Below are 23107 nucleotides of genomic sequence, written 5' to 3'. Positions count from 1 at the left end.
GGTATGAAAAGTAACTAAACGATTCTTTGGTCTTGTTTAACTTTATGGTCTAATATCGCTAAAAATGTCTCATCTAGTTGAATATACAAATCCTTATTTTTGATATCAATTCTAGTTTTAGTTTCTTTTTCTGCTAGTTGAAAATATTCAGCAATATCGTATTTATTTAAAATATTTGAAATACTACCTTTTGAAATATAACAATGATTTAAAGCATCTAAAACATCGCGACACCTTTTACCATCACCTAGAAGACTTAAAACTTTAAATTGGACATCAAAATAAATGCGTTGTTTTGGCAATAAACCAATTTCTTTATCTAATAAACATACATATTCAAATTTATCTGATTTTTGATTTCAATATTTATATCGGCGTCGTTTAAAAGTAACATCACCAAAAATTGTAATAATTGTTCTTAAAGCAAAATGAACTACTTTATAACCTTGGATAGGCTACAATAAGTTGGACCATAATTATATAGACTTCGAAATTATTAAGAAAGAAGGAATATAAAAATGGGAAATAAAACCTCATACTCTGAAGAATTTAAAAAATAAATTGTCATGCTATACAAAAATGGCAAAAGTGTTATTAATTTAGGGAAAGAATATAATTTACCAAAACCAACTATTTATAGTTGAGTTAAAAATTATAATAATTCTGGTTCATTTAAAGCAAAAGACAATCGCAAACTAGAAGAAAATGAAATAATAACTTTACGAAAAGAACTTAAAGACTTAAAAATGGAAAATGACATTTTAAAGCAATTCGCACTGATAATGGCCAAAAAATAACAATAATTAATAGCAATAAGAAAAAATATTCGATAAGAAAAATGTGTAAATTATTAAATATTTCAAAATCCAATTACTATTATCAAATTAATAAATACACAAGGAAAATAGTGAATAATTATAATCAAGAAATTATCAGTGCATTTAACGCAAGCCACCAAGTCTATGGAGCCCGAAAAATCAAAGTAGTATTAGCTCATAAAAGCATTAACCTATCTAGACATAAAATTAGAAATATTATAAAAAACAATAATTTGATATCAAAGTACACAAAAACAAGACTTAAATGCAAAAATATTCAAGTAAATAATGATCCAGTAAATAACATTGTAAACCGAGACTTTAATAATAGAAAAATAAATGAAATTATCGTTAGTGACTTAACTTATATAAAAGTGGGTTTTAAATGATTTTATGTATGTCTCCTAATTGATTTGTATAAGCGCGAGATTGTTGGTTATAGTTCCGGACCAAATAAAAATACGGAGTTGGTTTATCAAGCTATTATGCGAATTACTAGACCATTATCAAAAATTGAAATATTTCATACCGACCGAGGTAATGAGTTTAAAAATAATATAATTGATCAATTATTATCTACATTTAAAATTCAAAGATCATTGAGTGCGAAGGGTTGTCCTTATGATAATGCAGTTGCTGAAGCAACTTATAAAGTTTTTAAAACAGAATTTTATTAATGGCAGAAAATTCAATGATCTTGCACAATTAGAACTTGAATTATTTGATTACATTAATTGATACAATAATCTTAGAATACATGGCAGTTTAAATTATTTATCTCCAGTTACTTTTAGAAAACAAATGTCTATATAAAAATTGTCCTAAAAAGGGTTGCCAATCCACCTTGTTTTAACCGATAATGATATTTATATAAGTATTCATCTAATTTTTCATATTCATTAGCTAATTGTTCACATTTATTGGTGTACATATTTTTATGGGTTGTAAATAAGTTTAATCAATGCTTATTTTCTAAGGTTTTTACATTATTATTAATTTCTAACATAAAAAATCACCTTTCTTGGTATTAATTTTAATAAAGTTTAATTTAGTTTGATTATTTTTTTGTTTTAATGATAATTTTTTCTAGAATTAGTGTTCAATATTCTAAAAAATGATAAAAATTTTATTTTATAGTTTATAATTAAATTCGTATTAATTTAAAATTTATAATTTTAAGTGGAGGCGATAATTACTACAAAAATTTATTAAATTAGCAAAAATTAACAAAAAGAATTTAATAAATTAAAAAATTACTAGAAATTTTAGGAACAATAACAATAGCAAGTAGCGGAATAGCAGGAATTGTTGCCAGTAGTCCTTATCCAACAAAAGATAAAATAGATAATATAAATAAAAGACAAAAAAGAAGCAATAATGAAAATATAAGTAAAACAAAAGTTGTAATTAAAGCAAATTGAATAATTAGATCTACCGGAATAATATTAAATAATAAAGTTTATTTTGGTTCAAGTGATCATAATGTTTATGAGTATGATCCAGTAACAGAGTAACAGGACAACAAAAAATTGTTATTCAAACAAATGGAGAAATTTGATCTTCTGGGGGTAGTTTTCAATAATAAGTTATATTTTGGTTCAGATGAGATAAGAATGTGTATGAATATGATCCTATAACACAACAGCAAAAAATTATAATAAAAACAAAAGGAGCAATTCATTCTTCTGATTTGGTTTTTAAAAATAAATTATATTTCGGTTCAGAAAATCACAATGTTTATGAATATAGTGAATATGATTTAAATTCAAATTTAGGAGAAATTAATGATAATTCTAATGATGTAATTTTAAATGAATTAAATTATTTAAATCCCATTTTAGATATTTCGCAATTAGAAATTATTAACAAAACAGATAATTCAGCTAATGTAAAAATAAAAAATAATTTAAGTAATAATATTATAAATGTAAAATATTTAATTAATAATGAAGAAAATAAAATTATTAATTTAAATGAATTAATTAAAAAAGCATCATTTTTTAAATTTCGCGATGAAAACCCAAATTTAATATTTAAAGAAATAAAAGAAATTAATATTGATATTGATAACTTAATGTTTTCTGCGATTGAAATATCAAGCACTTCAGATTCATTAAAATTAGCTGATGAAAAGAATGTTTGTTTTAAACCAATTGATTTTTCTAACACTGCTTCTTCGGGTGCACAAAAAATTAAAGTACCTTCATTTAGTTATGAAACTAAGGCAAAATATTTATTTCAAATTACAACAGGATTAAACATAAATAACTCAAAAAATATAGTTAAGGGATGAAATTTAAATATTGATGACGAAATGATATTAACTGATTTTACAAGTTCAAATAAAAAAGCTTCTGAAATTAAAAATACATTATCAAAGAATTTTGATTTATCAAACATAAATAAACAAGAACAAGAATTAATTTTAAATCGTGATTTGTTGCATTCACCAGAACAAGAATTATCTGTGGGAAAAAAACAACGCCTTACAGCCCAATATGTAATCAGATTATTTTCAATTAAAACTAATTTAGATTTAAAACAAAAAATTAATGGAATAATTACTGCTAAAATAATTGATGATAATAACAAAGAACAAACAATTACATTATCAATTACAGAGGCAATGCAAATATTATAAAAATATAGTTTATTACCCAATGAAATTACTATTAACGAAGATAATAGCATTACTTTTAATGGAAAAGCAATAATATCAAGAGCAAGCGAAAGTAACCCCAAGCCAACTTTTAATTTTTATCCAATTTAATAAAAAATATTAAATTTATTATAAACAATTGGTTCGTTAATAACTATGCTTGGCAAAAATTAAACACTTATGAAATTTGAAACAACAAGGAGTAAAATAATGAAAAAATACAAGAACAAATAATATTATTTTATAATTGAGAAGTATTAAAGATTATGTACCAAGTCTAATGAAAGAGATTTTTTATAATGAAAAATTCTAATTTTCCATTTGGCCGTTTTTTTCTAATTTTTGCTAATATTCTTGTGTTTATTTGCGCGTTCTTTGTGTTAACAATGATTGCTTTTTATACAATTACAGCATTAAGCAATCAGATTACGGAGTTAACAACTCATGATAGCAATTTTTGTACAAAAATTGCTAGTGCTATAAATGAGGATTATTTTTCAATTACAGCATTAATTATTTATATGGGGAGTAATGCAATTAATTTATAGTGCTTTAATCATTAAGTGAGCAATATCACTTAATGATGAGCAATTTATTAAACATCGTTGACTAATTTTAGTTTATAGTTTCTTTAATATGACATTTTTGACTGGATTTATGTTGCTTTCATTAGGTCAAAAAAAATTGAGACCGGTATTAGAGCGAAAAGAAAAATAGCACTACACGAATCAGGCGTTTTTGCTTTATCGGGTGTGCTGTTAATAATTTTTGCTTTTGCTTTACTATTGATAAAAAGTGCTAATAGTGAAATTGTCAATATAAAACAAACATTTGTTATTACTTTAAGTATTGGTGTGGCATTCTTATTATTTGGGGTGGCGGGTTTATTATCAATTAGTAAATTAAAAAATGTTAATTTGCCAGATAGTAATTCCTTACAAAATGTGCCAGTAAAATCGGTTAATGATCAGTTTGCTAAGTTAATGATTGGGTTTAATATTATTTTTATATTTATTAAAATGTTTATTCTTCTTGTAGTTAATACTATTATTATTATTGGTTATTTAAATCAAATTTTTTGTCGTGAGAGCCGCGGATTCTTTAGCCAGATTATAGCAACAATAAAATTAATTTTTATGTATACTATTGTTTATCAAGTGTTTCGAGCGTTACTTCAAAAAGATGATCAACCGCTAGTCATTGATTTATCAAATGTTGATAATAAAAGACAATATCAAGGGTTTTAGTTAATTTATTATTTAATAATTTTCAAAACTCCTTCTTATTCTTAATTAAGAATAAGAAGGAGTTTTTATTTAACCGCCGTAAGACCCGTAAGACCCGTGCTTTGATACCGTGGTGGTCGCAATAAAAGCAAACCTAAAGATAAATATATCGCGGCCTAAAATTAATACTTATTTAGGTGCTGAATTAATAAGTATAAACAAGATGGATTAACCTGAACTTTTTTAATTGTTTCTTTGCAATTGTTGCTACCGGCGTTAAACTTACCTTACCACCAATAGCATAAACACCAATCATAATAATTGCCGAAACAACAGCACCGGAAATTAATATCGGCATTGTGAAATACCTAAAATTTTATTAAGTAAATCATTGATGCCGCCTGTCGCTAAAAATTGAACCATTATTCGCCACCTCCTTTATTGTTATCATTTTTGCTGTTTTGTTTTTGTTTGCGTTCGGCTTGTTTGTGTGCTAGTTCTTCGGCTTCTTCGCGGTCGTGTCGCGTTTTCATTGTTCAACTACTTTTTGTTGACGACGAGCATAAATTTTCGGCAAGATATATTTATTAAAAACAAATTTACGAAACAGCAAGTATACAATGCCACCAAACCCCAAGACACCAACCACGACACCAATAATTCACAGTTTACTGTCCTCATCTTTATTATCGGGCGTTGGGGCTTGTTTCTATATTTGGTACTAGTGGCTCTGGGTGGCCCTTTTGGTTGTGCGGGAATTGTTGCAGCGATAAAACTCAACAATTTTGTACTACCATCAACTGCTTGAACTTTGACATCTTTGCTAGTAGTTCAATCACCCGCAACAAGATTATCAGCAAGAACTTTATAATCGGTGTTTTCTAATGACACCGGGAACATATTTTTCAACTTGCGATTTTACATCATCCAGTAGTTTTGTTTTATAGTTATTAATTTCATCTTGCGCAACATTTTTAATGTCATCAACAACAAAGTTATCTAATTGCAGTTTTAAATGTGTTAAACTTTGTTTTCAAGTTTTCGATAACGCAAACAAATTATTCAGTTGACTAGCACGATATCCACGAATATTTTTATATCCATTATCTTCTGCCCGTTGTTCAAATTGTTTACCATTTGGTGTATCAAAATAATTTGTGATTACTTTTTTTGGTGCTATTTGTAAATAAATGTTGTTTGTATGAAATGAATTATCTGACAATTCAATAACATATTTCCCATCACTTGTTGCTAACTGTGAATCATCTAACACAACACCATTTGTTGAATCAATTGAATTATGTTGTGATGTTTTATTTCATTACTCATCACAACCATATACCACCCCAGTTATGACACTACTTGCTGTTGTTGGTTTAGGCATTGTGATTTTACTTTCACTATTGACATAGTAGAATGTATTAACTGGGCTTGTAATTGCGCTAGGATCAATTTGTCCGACATAATCTTTATCAACTTGTGCTGTTGTGTTGGTGTTGTTGGTTGTAGGTCAATTTTTAAATCAACAATTGTTGCCGGTACAACATTGTATTTAACAACAACTGAACCTTGGTAACCTTTGCTATCTGGTTTTGCGGTTAAAGTTGCTGAATGAATATCTTTTTTTGCAATTGCAATTTGTAAAAAATCAATAATGCGAGAATTAATTTGCTGAATTTTTGCTTTAATAGTACTGTCGTTGTTATCTAAGATATTCCCTAAATTATTATCATTTCCAAATTTAATCACCTTATCTAGATTTTCTTTGACAATTGGTTTAAGTGGGTCAATTTTGGTTTGCATTGAGACCGTAATTTCACTCGTGTATTGTTTTCCGCCCAAAGTAAAAAATACTTGTAAATTATGATCTCTTTCGCTTATTTCGGGTTTAACATTGATGGTTCATTTTTTCGCTGTTTGTGGTTGCTGGACATTATCAAAGATAACTTTGTCGATGTTCGGGTTAGTAATATCAATATTTAACTCCCCATCCACCGTAATTAAGTCAGGGCGAGTTCAAATCACTGTCTTGTTTGTTATCAACTAAATTAAACTGACTTCGTTGTTTTACTCAATCTAAAATAGTAGTAATATAATTTAATTTATTATCTCCGCCAAAATAAACATTGTTATTGTTATTGATCGCAATTGATGAAACATGTTTACTACTACCTTTTATTGGTGTTACAGTTGTTGAAACCCTGCTTTAAAACAAAAGCACCATAATCACTACCAAAATAAACATTGTTGTTATTATCTATTGCAATTGATTAAACATGCTCATTTATACCATTTATTTTGGTTGGCATTGTTTCCTTTTGTTTTAAAACATAAAAACCATGAGCTGTATCAAAATAAACATTGTCTTGTTTATCTATAAAAATAGATTTAATATCATCATTTATTTTATTCATTTTTGTTGCGATTATTTTGCCTCGATTTAAAATATATACCCCGCTACTTGTACCAAAATATACATTATTTTGTTTATCAATCGCAACTGAATAAACATGTTCACTAATACCATTTATTCGTTCTGCTGTCGTTTCTGCTTGTTTTAAAACATAAGCACCATTCATCTCGCGTTCTAAAATAAACATTATTAATTACTATCGATCGCAACTGAATAAACACGACTATTTATTCCGTTAATTTTGGTTAGTCTTGTTGAACCCCGCTTTAAAACAAAAGCACCTTTATCAGCACCAAAATATACATTATTTTGTTTATCAATCATAATTGATGAAACATCATCGACATCACCAAAATAAGACATATTAATTTTTGTTGGTGGTAGATAGTCGTTGTTTGAATTAGATGTTAATGCACTGACATCGCGTTTGGCACGAGTCAGAGGTGCATTAACATTAGCAAGCAACGGAGCAGCAGGAATACTTGTTAATAAAGTTGATATTGATAATAAACGTAATAATTTTTTCATACTTTCTATTTCCCTTCTGATAAATAAAAAGAGAATATCACACTGCTGATATCCCCATAGGTAATTATGTTAAAAAATCAAATAAATCATTAAGTTTTTGATATAATTTTCTATGAAAACACAATGACCTCAAAATTTTGTGTTTTCTTTTTTTTATTTATTTAATTACAGGATGATTATATACCATTTGTGGATCGGTTACAATAAGTTGGACCATATAAAAAATAGCTGATTGTTTTGCTTCTTCAAAATAATGCCTAAGAACCTGTTTAAAATCTTTTAGAAAATAAGATAAAATAAGTTTGTATTTTAATATAAATATAAAATTATCAGAAATATTTTTTTACAAAAAGTAAAATTTATTCTGAACATAAAGGAGAAAAAATGACGAGGTTTAATGGTTGACATAGTATTAACATTAGGGAAAATTTGTAATTAAAAAAGGAATAAACAAGCCCCCGGCAAACATTACTAAAATTATTAAAAATAAATGATTATTTTGAAATATTAGATAATGAAAATGAGGGTTTTGTCATTATAACTAACACCGCGAAGTTGATTGACTAGACTAGGAATAAAATAAAATTTAACATTATTAATTAAAAAAATAATAATTTCTTATTTTATCACAAGAAAAATAGGAGCTGTCCAATTAACTATATCTCTAAGTAATTAACTTAAATAATTTACCTTTACTAGTTTCAATTCTTGTTCCAATATAAATGTTGTTATTTTTATCAGCAACCAAACTTTTAACTTCGCCATTGTCTTCATCTCAACTAGTAACTAAAACAAAAGTTTTTCCTCCATCACTTGACTTAAATAATTTACCTCTATCATCAGCGGTTGTTGTTCCAACATAAACATTGTTATTTCCATCAACGATTAAACTTCAAGCTTCACCATTGGTTTCTTTTCAACTATTAACGGGTGATAATGTTCCACCCGGTGTTAATTTAAACAAATTACTTTTCCCCCCGGCGGTTCATGTCCCGGCATAAACATTGTTATTTTTATCAGCGATTAAATTTCAAACTGTCCCATTGGTTTCGTTTCAACTAGTAACAGGTGATAATGTTCCACCCGGTGTTAATTTAAACAAATTATCTTGCCCCCTAGTAGTTTTTGTCCCGACATAAACATTGTTATTTTTATCAGCGATTAAACTTCAAGCTTCACCATTGGTTTCTTTTCAACTATTAACGGGTGATAATGTTCCACCCGGTGTTAATTTAAACAAATTACCTCTATCATTAGCAGTTTTTGTTCCGACATAAACATTGTTATTTTTATCAGCGATTAAACTTCAAACTGTCCCATTGGTTTCGTTTCAACTATTAACAGGTGATAATGTTCCACCCGGTGTTAATTTAAACAAATTACCTCTATCATTAGCAGTTTTTGTTCCGACATAAACATTGTTATTTTTATCAGTGATTAAACTTCAAACTGTCCCATTGGTTTCTTTTCAACTATTAACAGGTGATAATGTTCCACCCGGTGTTAATTTAAACAAATTACCTCTATAATCAGCAGTTCTTGTCCCGACATAAACATTGTTATTTTTATCAGCGATTAAATTTCAAACTGTCCCATTGGTTTCTTTTCAACTATTAACAGGTGATAATGTTCCGTCCGGTGTTAATTTAAACAAATTACCTCTATAATCAGCAGTTCTTGTCCCGACATAAACATTGTTATTTTTATCAGCGATTAAATTTCAAACTGTCCCATTGGTTTCTTCTCAATTAGAAACTAGGGTTATTTGTTTGTTTTCTTCTGGTTTTTCTGATTGATGTGGTGGTTTTGATTTTTTAATTTGTTTTGGTTTTCCTGACTCACAAGCAACAATATTACCTGCCCCGGTTACAGTTAAATTAACTGCACCTAAAATACTTAATAATTTTTTCATAGTCAATTTTCTCCTTTGATACTTTCTTGCTTTATAAAAAGCTAATTAAATAATAACATAAATTATTTAACACCCGTTGAATTTAGAAAATGGCAGTCTATATAAAAAGTGTCCTAAAAAGGGTTGCTATTCCAATATATAAAAATTCATTATGAAATAAATATAATAATAAAAATGATGATAGTTGAATTAGTAAAGGTAATATTGTAAATTCACAAATAAATATAATACATTTAAGTAAGTAAAAATATTAGTCAAAATTAAAAAAAATTTAATAAAATTAAATAATTGGGCCTGTCCAAAATTTTTTTATTACAAATAATTTTTCTGTTAATAACTAAAACAAATAGTTTAATTTATTAGACTTGGCACACAACTATAACATTTTATGCCTATTAGACTATAATAAAATTCATTTTCGTCTTTGTATTTATCTAACATTTATCCTTCACCTAGGAAATAATATTATCAAAATAGTAGATAAAATTAAAGGTTATGCACCAAGTCTATTGTAAAAATAAGAAAAATATCCAAACCAGTAATTTTAATTAATTACTGGTTTTTATTAATTTATAGATAAGAGAAAAAATTAAAAAGTTGTTTAAGGTAATTACGGTCGTAGAAAAAGCCTGCCCAAAATTTTTTGTCTTGATAATTTTATTCTGAACTTTCCAAAGAAATAGAACAAAAAAGCAAAATCCCCTTGATAAAGTTGCTGATTATTTTTTAGAAGTAAAATTTAAAGACAGAGTAAATCTAAGTTAATTCTTAGAGGTACAGTTAATTGTACAGACCCGATTTTTTAGTTATTAAGGATTTTCAATTTCAATTTCAAAATTATTTGTTTCTTGTAATATATAGTCTATAATGTTATTAACTTTAAAATCATCCAACTCTGTACCTTGTGCTTTAATTGTTATTTTTTTATCAATTATTCAAACTTCATGCGGTCTGTTAACTCCTTTATAAGGAATATTATGGTGAGTGTCAGGCATTTTTTGTCCGTGTGTAGTTATTAGTTGTTTAATTTTTTTTTGTTTACTTTGACTATTTTCAAATTCTTTTGTAAATCAAAAAGTAAAAGTGTCTAAATCTTTTATTTCTGGTAACTTTTCATTTAAATTGATATTATCTTTTTTATCTATGTTAACTACAAAAAGTTGATTGTTATTTTTTAAAATAAGAAATTTTACTTTTTTTAAGCCCTTGATTTCAAAATTAAAAATTTTATCTTTTTTATTGTTAGCTTTATTTTTTTGTTCTACTGGTTCATTTGCTTTTTTAGAACAACCAACCACTGGTAATATTATTAATGTAGAAAAAGCTATTATATTTAAAATTTTCATTATTTTAACTCCTTTATTACTTTATTTTTTCAATTATATATATATATATTACACGAAAATCTTTAATATCATTAGAAAAATGGCAAAACCGGTCGCGTTTAGTTTTCTTAGGTATTGTTTTGAAGAAGTAAAACAATCAGCCAACTATATTATTTAATTACTAAACTAACCATACCTTTCTTGTTATTGTCATTTTCATTCATCATGATTTTATCATATTATTAAATTTTTACACAATAAAAAATTTTAAATTTTCACTAATATATATTAATTTATATTTTTACTTAACTTAAATGTATTATATTTATTTGTGAATTTACAATATTACCTTTGCTGATTTAACTATGGATTGGGAACCCTTTTTAGGACAATTTTTATATAGACATTTGTTTTCTAAAAGTAACTGGAGATAAATAATTTAAACTGCCATGTATTCTAAGATTATTGTATCAATTAATGTAATCAAATAATTCAAGTTCTAATTGTGCAAGATCATTGAATTTTCTACCATTAATAAATTCTGTTTTAAAAACTTTATAAGTTGCTTCAGCAACTGCATTATCATAAGGACAACCTTTATTGCTTAATGATCTTTTAATGTTAAAGGTTATTAAAATTTCATCAATTATATTATTTTTAAACTCATTACCTTGGTCGGTATGAAATATTTCAATTTTTGATAATGGTCTAGTAATTCGCATAATAGCTTGATAAACCAACTCCGTATTTTTATTTGGTCCGGAACTATAACCAACAATCTCGCGATTATACAAATCAATTAGGAGACATACATAAAATCATTTAAAACCCACTTTTATATAAGTTAAGTCACTAACGATAATTTCATTTATTTTTCTATTATTAAAGTCTCGGTTTACAATGTTATTTACTGGATCATTATTTACTTGAATATTTTTGCATTTAAGTCTTGTTTTTGTGTACTTTGATATCAAATTATTGTTTTTCATAATGTTTCTAATTTTGTGTCTAGATAGGTTAATACTTTTATGAGCTAATACTACTTTGATTTTTCGGGCTCCATAGACTTGGCGGCTTGCGTTAAATGCACTGATAATTTCTTGATTATAATTATTCACTATTTTCCTTGTGTATTTATTAATTTGATAATAGTAATTGGATTTTGAAATATTTAATAATTTACACATTTTTCTTATCGAATATTTTTTCTTATTGCTATTAATTATTGTTATTTTTTGGCCATTATCAGCGCGGCTTGCTTTAAAATGTCATTTTCCATTTTTAAGTCTTTAAGTTCTTTTCGTAAAGTTATTATTTCATTTTCTTCTAGTGCGCGATTGTCTTTTGCTTTAAATGAACCAGAATTATTATAATTTTTAACTCAACTATAAATAGTTGGTTTTGGTAAATTATATTCTTTCCCTAAATTAATAACACTTTTCCCATTTTTGTATAGCATGACAATTTGTTTTTTAAATTCTTCAGAGTATGAGGTTTTATTTCCCATTTTTATATTCCTTCTTTCTTAATAATTTCTCAAAACATTATTTTTTATTCTCATTATTTTCTTTTGAATTAGGAGCTTTAACTCATTCTTCAAAGCTGGCAATAAACACTTTTTCATCTTTTGTAAAATTACCAGTATTATTTTTAATGGCATTTTTATATTTAATTCGCATTTTTATTTTGGCATAAATTTTATAAGCAAAATATGCCAATAGCATTATGCAAATGATAATAAATATTATTCCAATCGCAATATTCATTTTTAAACTCCTTTAAAATAGTTATAATTTATATCTTTTTTGTTGTTTTCTTTTCCGGCAATGAAGAAGCTTAATAATTCTTGTCCCTTAATTAATTTGGTTTCATTTTCTTTTTGATTAATTGAAATTACTTGATATTTATTATCTTTTATTATTCCGATGCAAATAGAATTTTCATATTTTCCTTTATAAACAAATCGCTTTGGAAACCAAATACCGATTTGTTCATTAAATCACGGAATTTTTGGTGCTTTAATAAACATTGCGTTTTGTGTTTCTTTTAAGAGATATTTTTTAGTATTTAAGAAAATGTTTTCAATGTTTTTCATAATAAATTACCTTTCTTATAAATAAACTAAGTTGTTAGTTAACTAAGTTAACTAACTTAGTTTTTTAAACACTTATATATTGCAGATTTAAGTGTTTAATAAGCTTTGTTAGTAAATTTTGTTTTTTAATTAGATAAAGATTTTAATAATTTTAAACTTAGCATACCCCCATATAGAAATTTTTACACTTTAACATCCGCATCCTGCCATCTACCCTTGGAACTAATTTAATAGCGTGTATATTTTTAGGAAATCCACCCATTCATTTTTTTATTGCAAAATGAAACAAATTGATATAGCTAATAGAATAGGGTGTTATCTATTAACTGGTAAAAACTTCTTTTGGTTATGGGCGACCACCAACAATTTATCGTGCTTTAATACATACCAAACATTATTAATTCACTTGTATTTAATTTTCAAAGAACAAATTTTTAACATCTTATAAAATAAAAAGACAATCATTGCTGACTGCCTTAATACTTATTCAAATCTTTTCCCACATAACAAAACTTTATGCGTCCAGAAATTGCCAATAGTTTTGGTAATGTTAGATATATTTTAGATGGTTATCATGCTATTAAAAAGTTAAAACAAACGGCATTTAATATTATTTTTGAAAATCGCAAAGTAACACTAAATAGTTGAATTAAATTATATAAAGACGGAAATCCATCAAGAATTAGTGAAAAACATTCGTAATGTTGCTAAAAATGAGTTAAATAAAGATATTAAAACAAATTTAAAAAAGGCGAGTAATTATTTCAGTAATAATAAGCAAGGTATTCATCATCAAAATTTAGAATGAAATATCGGTTGCGGCATCGAAAGTGATGTATCGCATTTAGTAAAACAACAATTAGGATATAAAGCAAAAATATATCATCATAAGAATTTGAATAACCTATTACATTTAAGAATGGCAAATTTAAACAAATTAAATGTATTACATTACATTAATGAAAATATTAATTCAGAAATAGAAATCAGAAAAGAAATATATAAAAATTCATTATGAAATAAATATAATAATAAAAATGATGATAGTTAAATCAGCAAAGGTAATATTGTAAATTCACAAATAAATATAATACATTTAAGTTAAGTAAAAATATAAATTAATATATATTAGTGAAAATTTAAAATTTTTTATTGTGTAAAAATTTAATAATATGATAAAATCATGATGAATGAAAATGACAATAACAAGAAAGGTATGGTTAGTTTAGTAATTAAATAATATAGTTATCTGATTGTTTTACTTCTTCAAAACAATACCTAAGAAAACTAAATGCGACCGGATAGGTAGAGCAAATTCTCTGCGGTTTTATTTTGTGGTATAATTACCTCTGATTTTAAAAAAACAATAGTTTTATTAAAACTATTTAGGGGTGGTAGTAATGAGATTTCAAGATATTGGTTTAAGTAATGAAGTGTTAGCAACAATTGATTCATTAAAATTTGTTGCTCCAACAAATATTCAAAAGAAGATGTTGCCTTTAATGTTTAAGGGACAAAATGTTATTGTTAGTGCCAATACAGGAACTGGAAAAACTGTTGGTTATTTATTAACAATTTTAAGTAAAATTAATCCAACAATTAACAAGACGCAAGCGATCATAATCGTACCAACAAGAGAGTTAGCGGTACAAATATATAATGTTAGTCAAAAATTTATTAAAAATAATCCTAATTTGAAAATTGCTAATTTAATTGGTGGTCAAGATTTAGAGCAACAAAAGCAAAAGTTTAGTACTAATTATCCGCATTTAGTTATTGGAACGCCAACAAGATTGAAGCGAATGATTGATGAACAAGTGTTAGCTTTAATTACTAGTAAGATGGTTGTTTTGGATGAAGTAGATATGATTTTTGATTTAGATTTTGTTAATGAAGTAGATTTTTTATTATCAAAACTTGTTTCAAATACACAATTTATGGTATTTTCGGCAACTATTAATAATGAATTACAAAATTTTTTAAAAAAATATTTAAAAAATACGATAATTCTTGATTTAAGTGATTATAAAATTCAAACAAATATTGAACATTTTTTAGTTAAAACTCGATATCGTAATCGAATTGAAATTTTGAAAAATCTCTTAATGACAATGGATCCATTTTTATGTTTAATTTTTGTTAATAAAAAAGAAAATATGGACCAAGCTCTTGATTTGTTACAAGAACAAAATATTAAAGTCGGACAAATTCATAGTAGTTTAAAATCTCGTGAACGCATTAAAATGCTAAAACGAATTAATAGTCTTGAATTTAAATTTGTTGTTTGTTCTGATATTGCTTCAAGGGGTATTGATTTACCAGGAGTTTCACATGTTATTTCATTAAATTTACCGTATGATTTAACATATTATTTTCATCGCGCAGGAAGAACAGGTAGAGGAAAATATCATGGATATTCTTACTTATTTTATGATTCATCAGATAAAAAAGGAATTGCATATTTAACTAAAAAGGGAATTAATTTTACATTATGAAATGAAAAAGTTAAGAAATCAGCAAAGAAAGTTATTAAAAATATTCCAAAAGAGTCAGTAAATGATTTACAAAAAGTTATCTCGAATTATCATTCTCGACCAATTAAACCAGGTTATAAAAAGCAAAGAAAAGAAGATGTTAAAAAAGTTATTCAAAAATATCGCAAGAAAAATTTTAAGAAGTAAGGTTAATAACCTCTTAGGACGAATAAAGTTTTGTTAGGTAGGTAAAGATTTGAATAAGTATTAAGGCAGTCAGGGACGCATAAAGTTTTGTTAGGCAGGAAAAGGTTTAAATAATTTTTAATGAAAAGCAACGACAATTTAATTATCATTTTATTTGGAAAATAAATAATAAAACAAAATATTTAATATCAACAAACATAATTTCAATAAAAGGTTATAAAAACCAAGGAAAACGCTTATAAAAATAACATTAAAATAAGTTTTTACAACAAAAATCATACATAAGAAATATATATTTACTTAAGGGCTGTCCAAAATTCTGTGTCTCGATAATTCATTCTTAATTCTATTCAGAAGAAGTAGAACAAAAAATTATAAAAAAGCAAAAACCCCCTGATAAAATTGATAAAGTTGCTGATTATTTTTTAGAAAATATTGATAATCCACAAGATTTATTTAAAGGCAAGACTATTTTTCAGGAATTTACCAAAAAATTAATTGAACGAATGTTAAATACGGAAATTAAAAATCGCCTTGAGACTGGCGAGAATCATAATAAAAGAAATGGCAGAACACAAAAAACCATTATTACTAAAAATGGTTCAATCGTAATTGATGTACCAAGAGATCGAAACAATACTTTTGAACCAGTAATTATTCCAAAAAGACAAAGAAAATTTAATAACTTTGATCAAAAAGTAATTTTCTTATATGCAAAAGGAATGACAATTTCTGATATCAAAGCACAATTGCAAGAATTCTATCATGGAACAGAAATTTCAGAAAGTTTAATTAGTCAAATAACTGATGATGTTATTGAAGAAGTTAAAGTGTGACAAACTAAACCTTTAGAGAAGATTTATCCGATTGTTTATTTTGATTGTATTGTTGTGTTGTTAAAGTAAAACAAAACAAGATAAACGAATAATAAACAAAGCAGTATATCTTGCCTTAGGAATTAATATAAATGGCTTAAAAGATATTTTAGGAATGTGAATTAGTGAAAATGAGGGAGCCAAATTTTGACTGAATAAATCTTTTACGGAAATGAAAAATCGTGGCTTACAAGATATTCTTGTTACTTATAGTGGTAATTTAACAGGAATGTCTGATGCAATAGAAGCTGTTTTTCCAAAAACACAGCACCAATTATGCATTGTTCATCAAATTAGTAATAGTTTAAAATTTGTTCCTTACAAAGATCGCAAACTTGTAGCTAATGATTTAAAATCAATTTATACAGCAATTAATGAAGAAATATCGTTGGTTGCTTTATTTAGATCATTTTTCTGAAAAATGAAATAAAAAGTATCCACAAATTATTAAATCATGAAAAAATAATTGAAATAATTTAATAATTTTTCTTGAATATCCTCAAGAATTTAGAAGAATTATTTATACAACTAATACAATAGAGTCTGTTAATAGTCAACCAAGAAAAGTCGTTAAAAATAAAAAGATTTTTCCTAATGACGCATCAGTTTTTAAAATATTTTATTTAGCATTTCAAAATATGGTTAAGAAATGAACGATGCCAATTCAAAATTGGGGTAGTGCAATTTCACATTTAATGATAAAATTTGAGGACAAAGTGAATTTAAGTTAATTACTTAGAGACACAAGTTAATTTTACAATCTCTATATTTACTTATACTCTTAATTTGAATATTGAAATAATTTATAGTAAATGATTATTTTTTCTTTTTCTAAAAATATCTAAGAAAACTAAACACGACCGTAATTTTTTAAATCGTTAATTTAATGACAAAAAATCTATGAAGTTGTTGTTAGTGATTTAATATATGTCCAAATTGGTGAGAAATGACGCTATATTTGTTTATTAATTGACTTGTTTAATCGCGAAGCAATTGGCTATAATATAATGCCGGGCTAAACAAAACCGCCGAACTAGTTCAACAAGCTTTTCATAAGATAACACGACCATTAAAGCAAATAATTTTATTTCATGCCGATCACGGTAATGAGTTCAAAAATAAAATCATTGATGAAATTTTAATAACCTTTAATATTAAAAGATCATTAAACAATAAAGGTTGTCCTTATGATAATGCTGTGGCCAAAACAAATTATAAAACTTTTAAAACAGAATTTATTAAGGATAAAAAATTTGAAAATTTAACACAATTAAAATGCAAACTATTTGATTTTGTTAATTGATACAACAATATTCGAATTCACGGCAACTTAAATTATTTAACACCCGTTGAATTTAGAAAATGACAATCTACATAAAAAGTGTCCTAAAAAGGGTTGCCATTCCAGTGCGTCCATTTTTCTATAAAATATTTACAAAATAAAAAGAAAGAACATGATGTTCTTTCCCTACTTAAATTTTATATCCACATTAATTTTATTTAATAAATTAAATTAATTGAGCAATTTTTACAGTAATATTTTTTGTGCCTTCAAGTTTTTCTTCACCAGCACCACTTGCTTTAACTTCTACACTTACAGTAAGATCATTTTTTAAACTAGTTTTAGCATCTAATTCATTTCCATCTGTTTTTTTCACAATAATTTCTAAATCAACGGCTTCAACAGCAGTTCCATTCGGTAATTTTTTAACTACTTCTAAAATTTTTGCTTCAACAGCAGTTTTAATTTTAGCATCACTTGTATCGGTATTTTCAGTGGCTTCAACAGTTATTGCAGAATCAATTGCTTCTAACGCAGTTAAATCTGCTTTTACCACTACTGGTGTAATTTTAGCAATTTTTACAGTAATATTTTTTGTGCCTTCAAGTTTTTCTTCACCAGCACCACTTGCTTTAACTTCTACACTTACAGTAAGATCATTTTTTAAACTAGTTTTAGCATCTAATTCATTTCCATCTGTTTTTTTCACAATAATTTCTAAATCAACGGCTTCAACAGCAGTTCCATTCGGTAATTTTTTAACTACTTCTAAAACTTTTGCTTCAACAGCAGTTTTAATTTTAGCATCACTTGTATCGGTATTTTCAGTGGCTTCAACAGTTATTGCAGAATCAATTGCTTCTAACGCAGTTAAATCTGCTTTTACCACTACTGGTGTAATTTTAGCAATTTTTACAGTAATATTTTTTGTGCCTTCAAGTTTTTCTTCACCAGCACCACTTGCTTTAACTTCTACACTTACAGTAAGATCATTTTTTAAACTAGTTTTAGCATCTAATTCATTTCCATCTGTTTTTTTCACAATAATTTCTAAATCAACGGCTTCAACAGCAGTTCCATTCGGTAATTTTTTAACTACTTCTAAAACTTTTGCTTCAACAGCAGTTTTAATTTTAGCATCACTTGTATCGGTATTTTCAGTGGCTTCAACAGTTATTGCAGAATCAATTGCTTCTAACGCAGTTAAATCTGCTTTTACCACTACTGGTGTAATTTTAGCAATTTTTACAGTAATATTTTTTGTGCCTTCAAGTTTTTCTTCACCAGCACCACTTGCTTTAACTTCTACACTTACAGTAAGATCATTTTTTAAACTAGTTTTAGCATCTAATTCATTTCCATCTGTTTTTTTCACAATAATTTCTAAATCAACGGCTTCAACAGCAGTTCCATTCGGTAATTTTTTAACTACTTCTAAAACTTTTGCTTCAACAGCAGTTTTAATTTTAGCATCACTTGTATCGGTATTTTCAGTGGCTTCAACAGTTATTGCAGAATCAATTGCTTCTAACGCAGTTAAATCTGCTTTTACCACTACTGGTGTAATTTTAGCAATTTTTACAGTAATATTTTTTGTGCCTTCAAGTTTTTCTTCACCAGCACCACTTGCTTTAACTTCTACACTTACAGTAAGATCATTTTTTAAACTAGTTTTAGCATCTAATTCATTTCCATCTGTTTTTTTCACAATAATTTCTAAATCAACGGCTTCAACAGCAGTTCCATTCGGTAATTTTTTAACTACTTCTAAAACTTTTGCTTCAACAGCAGTTTTAATTTTAGCATCACTTGTATCGGTATTTTCAGTGGCTTCAACAGTTATTGCAGAATCAATATTTGTTAAGGTGATTAAATCCGCTTTGGTAACATTTTCTTTTGCTTCTTTTAATTCCGGAAACTCAATACTTTGTGATTTATGTATTCCTTTTAATTTTGCAGTTTCAGTTTTATTAACTGTAATATCAAAAGTTCTATCAAGAACATTTTTGCTTGTCAAATTATAAGTACCAGTAATTATTTTATCATTTTTTTCAATTTTAATACTATAATCAACAGTTAATTCAGCATTAGTAACAATTTGATCAATGGCAGTTTTAACAATTGTATTCACAACAGTAGTAATTTCGTCTGTTGTTACAGCAGTTTTGTCTTTAACATTACCAAAAGCTTCAGTTTTAGGGGATGTAATTCTTAATTTACTTAAGTTTCCTGTTTTTATTTTTGTTTGGTCATCTTTAGTACTAACATTACAGGCAGCAACAGCAAAAACTGGTGACATTGTAAATGCTAACGCAACTAGCATTCTTAACATATTTTTATTTGATTTTATCATCTATGATTAAACCTTCCTTTCATTCTTGTCTTTTAGTCATCTCTGAACTAACAACCATATTATAACTTGTTAATATAAAAATTATCTAAGATATTAATAATTTTTAAAACATCTTATTAGTACTCCTTTCCAATGAATAAATCAATTATATATATATATACATATATATCAATGGGTTGCCAATCTAGTTCCAAAATAAACATTATTTTGACTATCAACAGCTAATGATGAAATATGTCAATCAGAATTAGTAATTCTTATAATTTCTTCTTTAGAATTTAAATTTCTTTTGGCTCTGATTAAATTTTCTAAATTATATTTTATTTGTAAATTATTAATTTTATTATTTTCTAATTTAGTTTTTTGTTCTTGTTTTTCATAATGGCTATTGGCAACGATTCCAACTATTCCGCTACTTGCTATTGTTATAGTACTTAATAAACCAAGTAACTTTTTCATATTAATCAAATCCTTTTCATTAATTTTTACTAATTAATAAAATTTATAACACCTTTACCTTTACCTTTCTCCAAAAATTAATCTACAGTTTCTTTGCCTTAGAATTTCATTCTAAATCATTTTTAAAAATTTCCTGCATTATTTTATTTTAATTTTGTAGAAAACTCTTGATATTTCAATAAAACCTTGATTTTGCTGGGTTTTTAGTAAAATCGTGTTTTTACAAATCCCTATATTTAATAAGGGTTTTTTACCTTGTCAATTATTTTCTATAAAATTAAAATTATTTTATGATTTATCATCCCTTTTTAAAAAACCCTCTTGTGTTTGTCATAAGTCCGTGGTATATTATATAAGAAAACTAAACACGACTCTACCCGTATTTTAGAAATTACATTTTTACTATATAGTGTATAATATGTATTGTAAAATTAAATATTTTATGAAAACTAATATTTAAGGAGTGATTGAGATTAATGAAGAAAAAGATAGTTTTACCATTTGCTTTAGTGTTATCAATAAGTCCAATATTAACATCAGCAGCTTGCTCCAATAAATGAGAATTTATTGGTGATGATGGTTCGCAAGCACTTCTTGACCTTCCAACATTAAAATTTAAAAAATTAAGTGATTTTTCAGGAAAGTTAGATCGAATTTCAATTGATCAACTTTTCAATAATTTCATTAATAATAATGAAATTAAAAAAGAACAATTTGTTGAGTTTACTAAACGCTTACAATTATCTGTTCTTAAAACCAAAAAAAATGATCCGATATTTAAAAAAAGTTACGATAATATGATGACCAATTTAAGTAATTATATTGAAGGAATTTTGCATAAACAATGAGGAAATAATAAAACCAAAGAAGAAGCTAAAGAATATAAAAGATGGGGCGGTGAAGAAGGATTTAAAGATCACTTATTGTTAGATAATTCTACTCTCAATAATGTTTATGAAACTTTTCGAAAAAAATTTATTAATGACTTTCAAATTGATTATGATCGTTATAGTATCGAGCAAATTAAAAGAATTGCCAATGATTTAATAAAAAAAATCAACAGCGGTGGTGATAATTTTAAGATTAATTCATGATATGGCAGTAAAACAGAAACAGAAACTCGAAACCGAGCATTAAGAAAAGCATATGAACTTAATGATAATAATGAATTAAAAGAAAAAATTGAAAATCTTTTCAATAATTTTTCTATCAAACCAAGAAATCTTATTAAATTTAATGAGTACAATAAAGTAATGATGAACCCCGATTCTCAACAATCAAATAAATTAAGTAAAGAGCAAAAATTTATTGCTGAACAATGATATTTTAACTTAAAACCATTATTAGTTTCTCAAATTAATTTTAAATATGATGGTAAAGACAAAAATGGTTTAAAAGACGGTATTGAAACAAAAGATTTTAATGAAAATAAGAATTTAAAAAATATTAATGATTTTTTAAATGATGCTAAAAGTAAATCTTTTGAACAATTGGCTGATTTATATAGCGATGATAATAAAACATCCTTTGGTCAATTACCTAATTTATTAACTTTAGATAGTTCTAATGATAAATTTAGTCCAATGTTTAAAGCAGCGGCTTACGATTTAGCATACGATGGTACTGAAAACGGAAGTATTCCAACTGACTTTAATGCCCTTTTAAAAGATTTAGATGATGAACGAAAAGATAGTAACCAAACTATTATTTTTAAAAAAATTAAAATTGGTAATGATAAAGTTGTTTTTATCGCTGATACGAATGAAGTGCGTTTTATTAAAATTAATGGTTATGACCACTTACGAGACGGTTATAATGCTGATGGTGATATTGGTGAAAATCAAGAAAGTGACGGCAAATATCCGGCAATAACTTCACCTGTAAATATGCGTCTTGCTAAAACTCCCTATTTACAATATTTATTTGATGAATTTAAAAAACGCATTGATGATAATCCTCAAAGTGAAAGTTCTGGTTTTAATCCTTTGAATGAAATTAAAACTTATACTGATTTTTCCCAAAATAATATTGATAATAATGAAAACTGATGATTTTGATTTTGAGATATTATGGCGTGATTAGAACGAGATAGTGATGACAAACCAAATAACGAATGATATAAAGAATATATTGAATTTGATCAAGATAAATGAAGTGCTATTTTAGGTAAAATATTTAAAACTTCTCGTTCTTCACTTTTAGGAACTAAAATTAATATTTTAAGTAAAAATCTAAATGATGAAAATGATGCCATTAATAAGATTCCTTCCAATAAAAATCAAACTATTGGAGCATTAATTGATGTTAATAAAGTTATTAATGATAACTTTATGAATAATAAAGATAACTTATGAATTATTAAAGGGATTACCCCCCCAACTTCTATTAAACCTAAAAACATCCATTCTTTAACAGGGAACCTTTATACATCAATAGAAATTGATAATTATTGATTATCTTTAGAAAAGAATAAACATTAAG

The 23107-nt window shown here is 26.2% G+C and carries 23 protein-coding genes and 3 pseudogenes; 12 read left to right on the top strand and 14 right to left on the bottom strand.

The window, feature by feature from the left end; genetic code table 4:
• Positions 1 to 14 precede the first annotated feature (14 nt).
• Positions 15 to 452 carry a UPF0236 family transposase-like protein gene (locus tag AACK93_RS07570; protein WP_339025471.1) on the bottom strand — a complete coding sequence of 146 codons (438 nt, stop codon included), beginning with the start codon at positions 450 to 452 and terminating at the stop codon, positions 15 to 17.
• A gap of 114 nt (positions 453 to 566) precedes the next feature.
• Between AACK93_RS07570 and AACK93_RS07565 the strand changes: the two are divergent.
• Positions 567 to 1631 (top strand): annotated as a pseudogene (locus tag AACK93_RS07565) (IS3 family transposase).
• Here AACK93_RS07565 and AACK93_RS07560 read toward each other — a convergent pair.
• Positions 1624 to 1824 (bottom strand): hypothetical protein, encoded by a 201-nt coding sequence (locus AACK93_RS07560; RefSeq protein ID WP_339024422.1) that lies wholly within the window; start codon positions 1822 to 1824, stop codon positions 1624 to 1626. The pseudogene AACK93_RS07565 and the gene AACK93_RS07560 overlap by 8 nt on opposite strands.
• Before the next feature lie 609 nt (positions 1825 to 2433).
• Here AACK93_RS07560 and AACK93_RS07555 point away from each other — a divergent pair.
• The 4 genes from AACK93_RS07555 (at position 2434) to AACK93_RS07540 (ending at position 4724) form a co-directional block, all read left to right on the top strand.
• Entirely contained in the window at positions 2434 to 3459 is a 1026-nt protein-coding gene (locus tag AACK93_RS07555; protein WP_339024421.1) for a hypothetical protein, read from the top strand.
• A gap of 317 nt (positions 3460 to 3776) precedes the next feature.
• The gene (locus AACK93_RS07550) at positions 3777 to 4025 is read left to right on the top strand and encodes a hypothetical protein (RefSeq protein WP_339024420.1); all 249 of its coding nucleotides are present in this window, start codon (positions 3777 to 3779) and stop codon (positions 4023 to 4025) included.
• Positions 4009 to 4194 (top strand): hypothetical protein, encoded by a 186-nt coding sequence (locus AACK93_RS07545; RefSeq protein WP_339024419.1) that lies wholly within the window; start codon positions 4009 to 4011, stop codon positions 4192 to 4194. Before AACK93_RS07550 ends, AACK93_RS07545 begins: the two co-directional genes overlap by 17 nt.
• Positions 4195 to 4229: 35 nt before the next feature.
• Positions 4230 to 4724 (top strand): hypothetical protein, encoded by a 495-nt coding sequence (locus AACK93_RS07540; RefSeq protein ID WP_339024418.1) that lies wholly within the window; start codon positions 4230 to 4232, stop codon positions 4722 to 4724.
• Positions 4725 to 4908: 184 nt separating this feature from the next.
• Here the strand turns inward: AACK93_RS07540 and AACK93_RS07535 are convergent, their stop codons facing one another.
• From AACK93_RS07535 to AACK93_RS07510, 6 genes are all read right to left on the bottom strand, one after another.
• Positions 4909 to 5061: a hypothetical protein gene (locus tag AACK93_RS07535; RefSeq protein WP_339024417.1), complete on the bottom strand. Its 153-nt coding sequence runs from the start codon at positions 5059 to 5061 to the stop codon at positions 4909 to 4911.
• Positions 5062 to 5568: 507 nt separating this feature from the next.
• Positions 5569 to 5976: a hypothetical protein gene (locus AACK93_RS07530; protein WP_339024416.1), complete on the bottom strand. Its 408-nt coding sequence runs from the start codon at positions 5974 to 5976 to the stop codon at positions 5569 to 5571.
• Between the two features lie 77 nt (positions 5977 to 6053).
• The gene (locus AACK93_RS07525; RefSeq protein ID WP_339024415.1) at positions 6054 to 6728 is read right to left on the bottom strand and encodes a hypothetical protein; all 675 of its coding nucleotides are present in this window, start codon (positions 6726 to 6728) and stop codon (positions 6054 to 6056) included.
• Between the two features lie 245 nt (positions 6729 to 6973).
• Entirely contained in the window at positions 6974 to 7303 is a 330-nt protein-coding gene (locus AACK93_RS07520) for a two-component regulator propeller domain-containing protein (RefSeq protein ID WP_339024414.1), read from the bottom strand.
• Between the two features lie 2 nt (positions 7304 to 7305).
• Positions 7306 to 7644, bottom strand: coding sequence for a hypothetical protein (locus AACK93_RS07515; RefSeq protein WP_339024413.1), 339 nt, complete (start codon positions 7642 to 7644; stop codon positions 7306 to 7308).
• A 664-nt stretch (positions 7645 to 8308) separates the two neighbouring features.
• Positions 8309 to 9556 carry a lipoprotein gene (locus AACK93_RS07510; RefSeq protein WP_339024412.1) on the bottom strand — a complete coding sequence of 416 codons (1248 nt, stop codon included), beginning with the start codon at positions 9554 to 9556 and terminating at the stop codon, positions 8309 to 8311.
• Between the two features lie 89 nt (positions 9557 to 9645).
• Between AACK93_RS07510 and AACK93_RS07505 the strand changes: the two genes are divergently transcribed.
• Positions 9646 to 9801 carry a hypothetical protein gene (locus tag AACK93_RS07505; protein ID WP_339024411.1) on the top strand — a complete coding sequence of 52 codons (156 nt, stop codon included), beginning with the start codon at positions 9646 to 9648 and terminating at the stop codon, positions 9799 to 9801.
• 564 nt (positions 9802 to 10365) lie between these two features.
• On the opposite strand, the gene AACK93_RS07500 is transcribed toward AACK93_RS07505, so the two are convergent.
• The 4 genes from AACK93_RS07500 to AACK93_RS07485 form a co-directional block, all read right to left on the bottom strand.
• Positions 10366 to 10902, bottom strand: coding sequence for a hypothetical protein (locus tag AACK93_RS07500; RefSeq protein ID WP_339024410.1), 537 nt, complete (start codon positions 10900 to 10902; stop codon positions 10366 to 10368).
• 374 nt (positions 10903 to 11276) lie between these two features.
• A protein-coding gene (locus AACK93_RS07495; RefSeq protein WP_339024409.1) for an IS3 family transposase occupies positions 11277 to 12388 on the bottom strand; the annotation gives its coding sequence in 2 pieces (ribosomal slippage) (positions 11277 to 12145 and positions 12145 to 12388; 1113 coding nt in all).
• Positions 12389 to 12425: 37 nt separating this feature from the next.
• Entirely contained in the window at positions 12426 to 12647 is a 222-nt protein-coding gene (locus AACK93_RS07490) for a hypothetical protein (protein ID WP_339024408.1), read from the bottom strand.
• Positions 12648 to 12649: 2 nt separating this feature from the next.
• A complete protein-coding gene (locus AACK93_RS07485) occupies positions 12650 to 12976 on the bottom strand; it encodes a hypothetical protein (RefSeq protein WP_339024406.1) in 327 nt (108 codons plus the stop codon).
• Positions 12977 to 13492: 516 nt separating this feature from the next.
• Between AACK93_RS07485 and AACK93_RS07480 the strand changes: the two genes are divergently transcribed.
• From AACK93_RS07480 to AACK93_RS07460, 5 genes and pseudogenes are all read left to right on the top strand, one after another.
• Positions 13493 to 13678, top strand: coding sequence for a hypothetical protein (locus tag AACK93_RS07480; RefSeq protein ID WP_339024405.1), 186 nt, complete (start codon positions 13493 to 13495; stop codon positions 13676 to 13678).
• Positions 13662 to 14027, top strand: coding sequence for a hypothetical protein (locus AACK93_RS07475; RefSeq protein ID WP_339024404.1), 366 nt, complete (start codon positions 13662 to 13664; stop codon positions 14025 to 14027). The genes AACK93_RS07480 and AACK93_RS07475 overlap by 17 nt, the downstream gene beginning before the upstream one ends.
• A gap of 349 nt (positions 14028 to 14376) precedes the next feature.
• Positions 14377 to 15657 (top strand): DEAD/DEAH box helicase, encoded by a 1281-nt coding sequence (locus AACK93_RS07470; RefSeq protein ID WP_339024403.1) that lies wholly within the window; start codon positions 14377 to 14379, stop codon positions 15655 to 15657.
• Between the two features lie 371 nt (positions 15658 to 16028).
• Positions 16029 to 17263, top strand: a pseudogene (locus tag AACK93_RS07465) (IS256 family transposase).
• A gap of 159 nt (positions 17264 to 17422) precedes the next feature.
• A pseudogene (locus AACK93_RS07460) lies at positions 17423 to 17910 on the top strand (IS3 family transposase); the annotation flags it as partial.
• Between the two features lie 130 nt (positions 17911 to 18040).
• Here AACK93_RS07460 and AACK93_RS07455 read toward each other — a convergent pair.
• Both AACK93_RS07455 and AACK93_RS07450 read right to left on the bottom strand, forming a co-directional pair.
• A complete protein-coding gene (locus AACK93_RS07455; RefSeq protein WP_339024402.1) occupies positions 18041 to 20167 on the bottom strand; it encodes a hypothetical protein in 2127 nt (708 codons plus the stop codon).
• A 93-nt stretch (positions 20168 to 20260) separates the two neighbouring features.
• Positions 20261 to 20626: a hypothetical protein gene (locus tag AACK93_RS07450; protein WP_339024401.1), complete on the bottom strand. Its 366-nt coding sequence runs from the start codon at positions 20624 to 20626 to the stop codon at positions 20261 to 20263.
• A gap of 476 nt (positions 20627 to 21102) precedes the next feature.
• Here AACK93_RS07450 and AACK93_RS07445 point away from each other — a divergent pair, with 476 nt between their 5' ends.
• Positions 21103 to 23106 carry a hypothetical protein gene (locus AACK93_RS07445; protein WP_339024400.1) on the top strand — a complete coding sequence of 668 codons (2004 nt, stop codon included), beginning with the start codon at positions 21103 to 21105 and terminating at the stop codon, positions 23104 to 23106.
• The last annotated feature ends 1 nt before the right edge of the window (position 23107 follow it).

The sequence above is a fragment of the Spiroplasma endosymbiont of Agriotes lineatus genome (assembly GCF_964019485.1).
GTDB lineage: Bacteria > Bacillota_I > Bacilli_A > Mycoplasmatales > Nriv7 > Nriv7.
The sequence above is the reverse complement of the archived record's forward strand: the minus strand, read 5'-3'. Positions and strand labels throughout refer to the sequence as shown.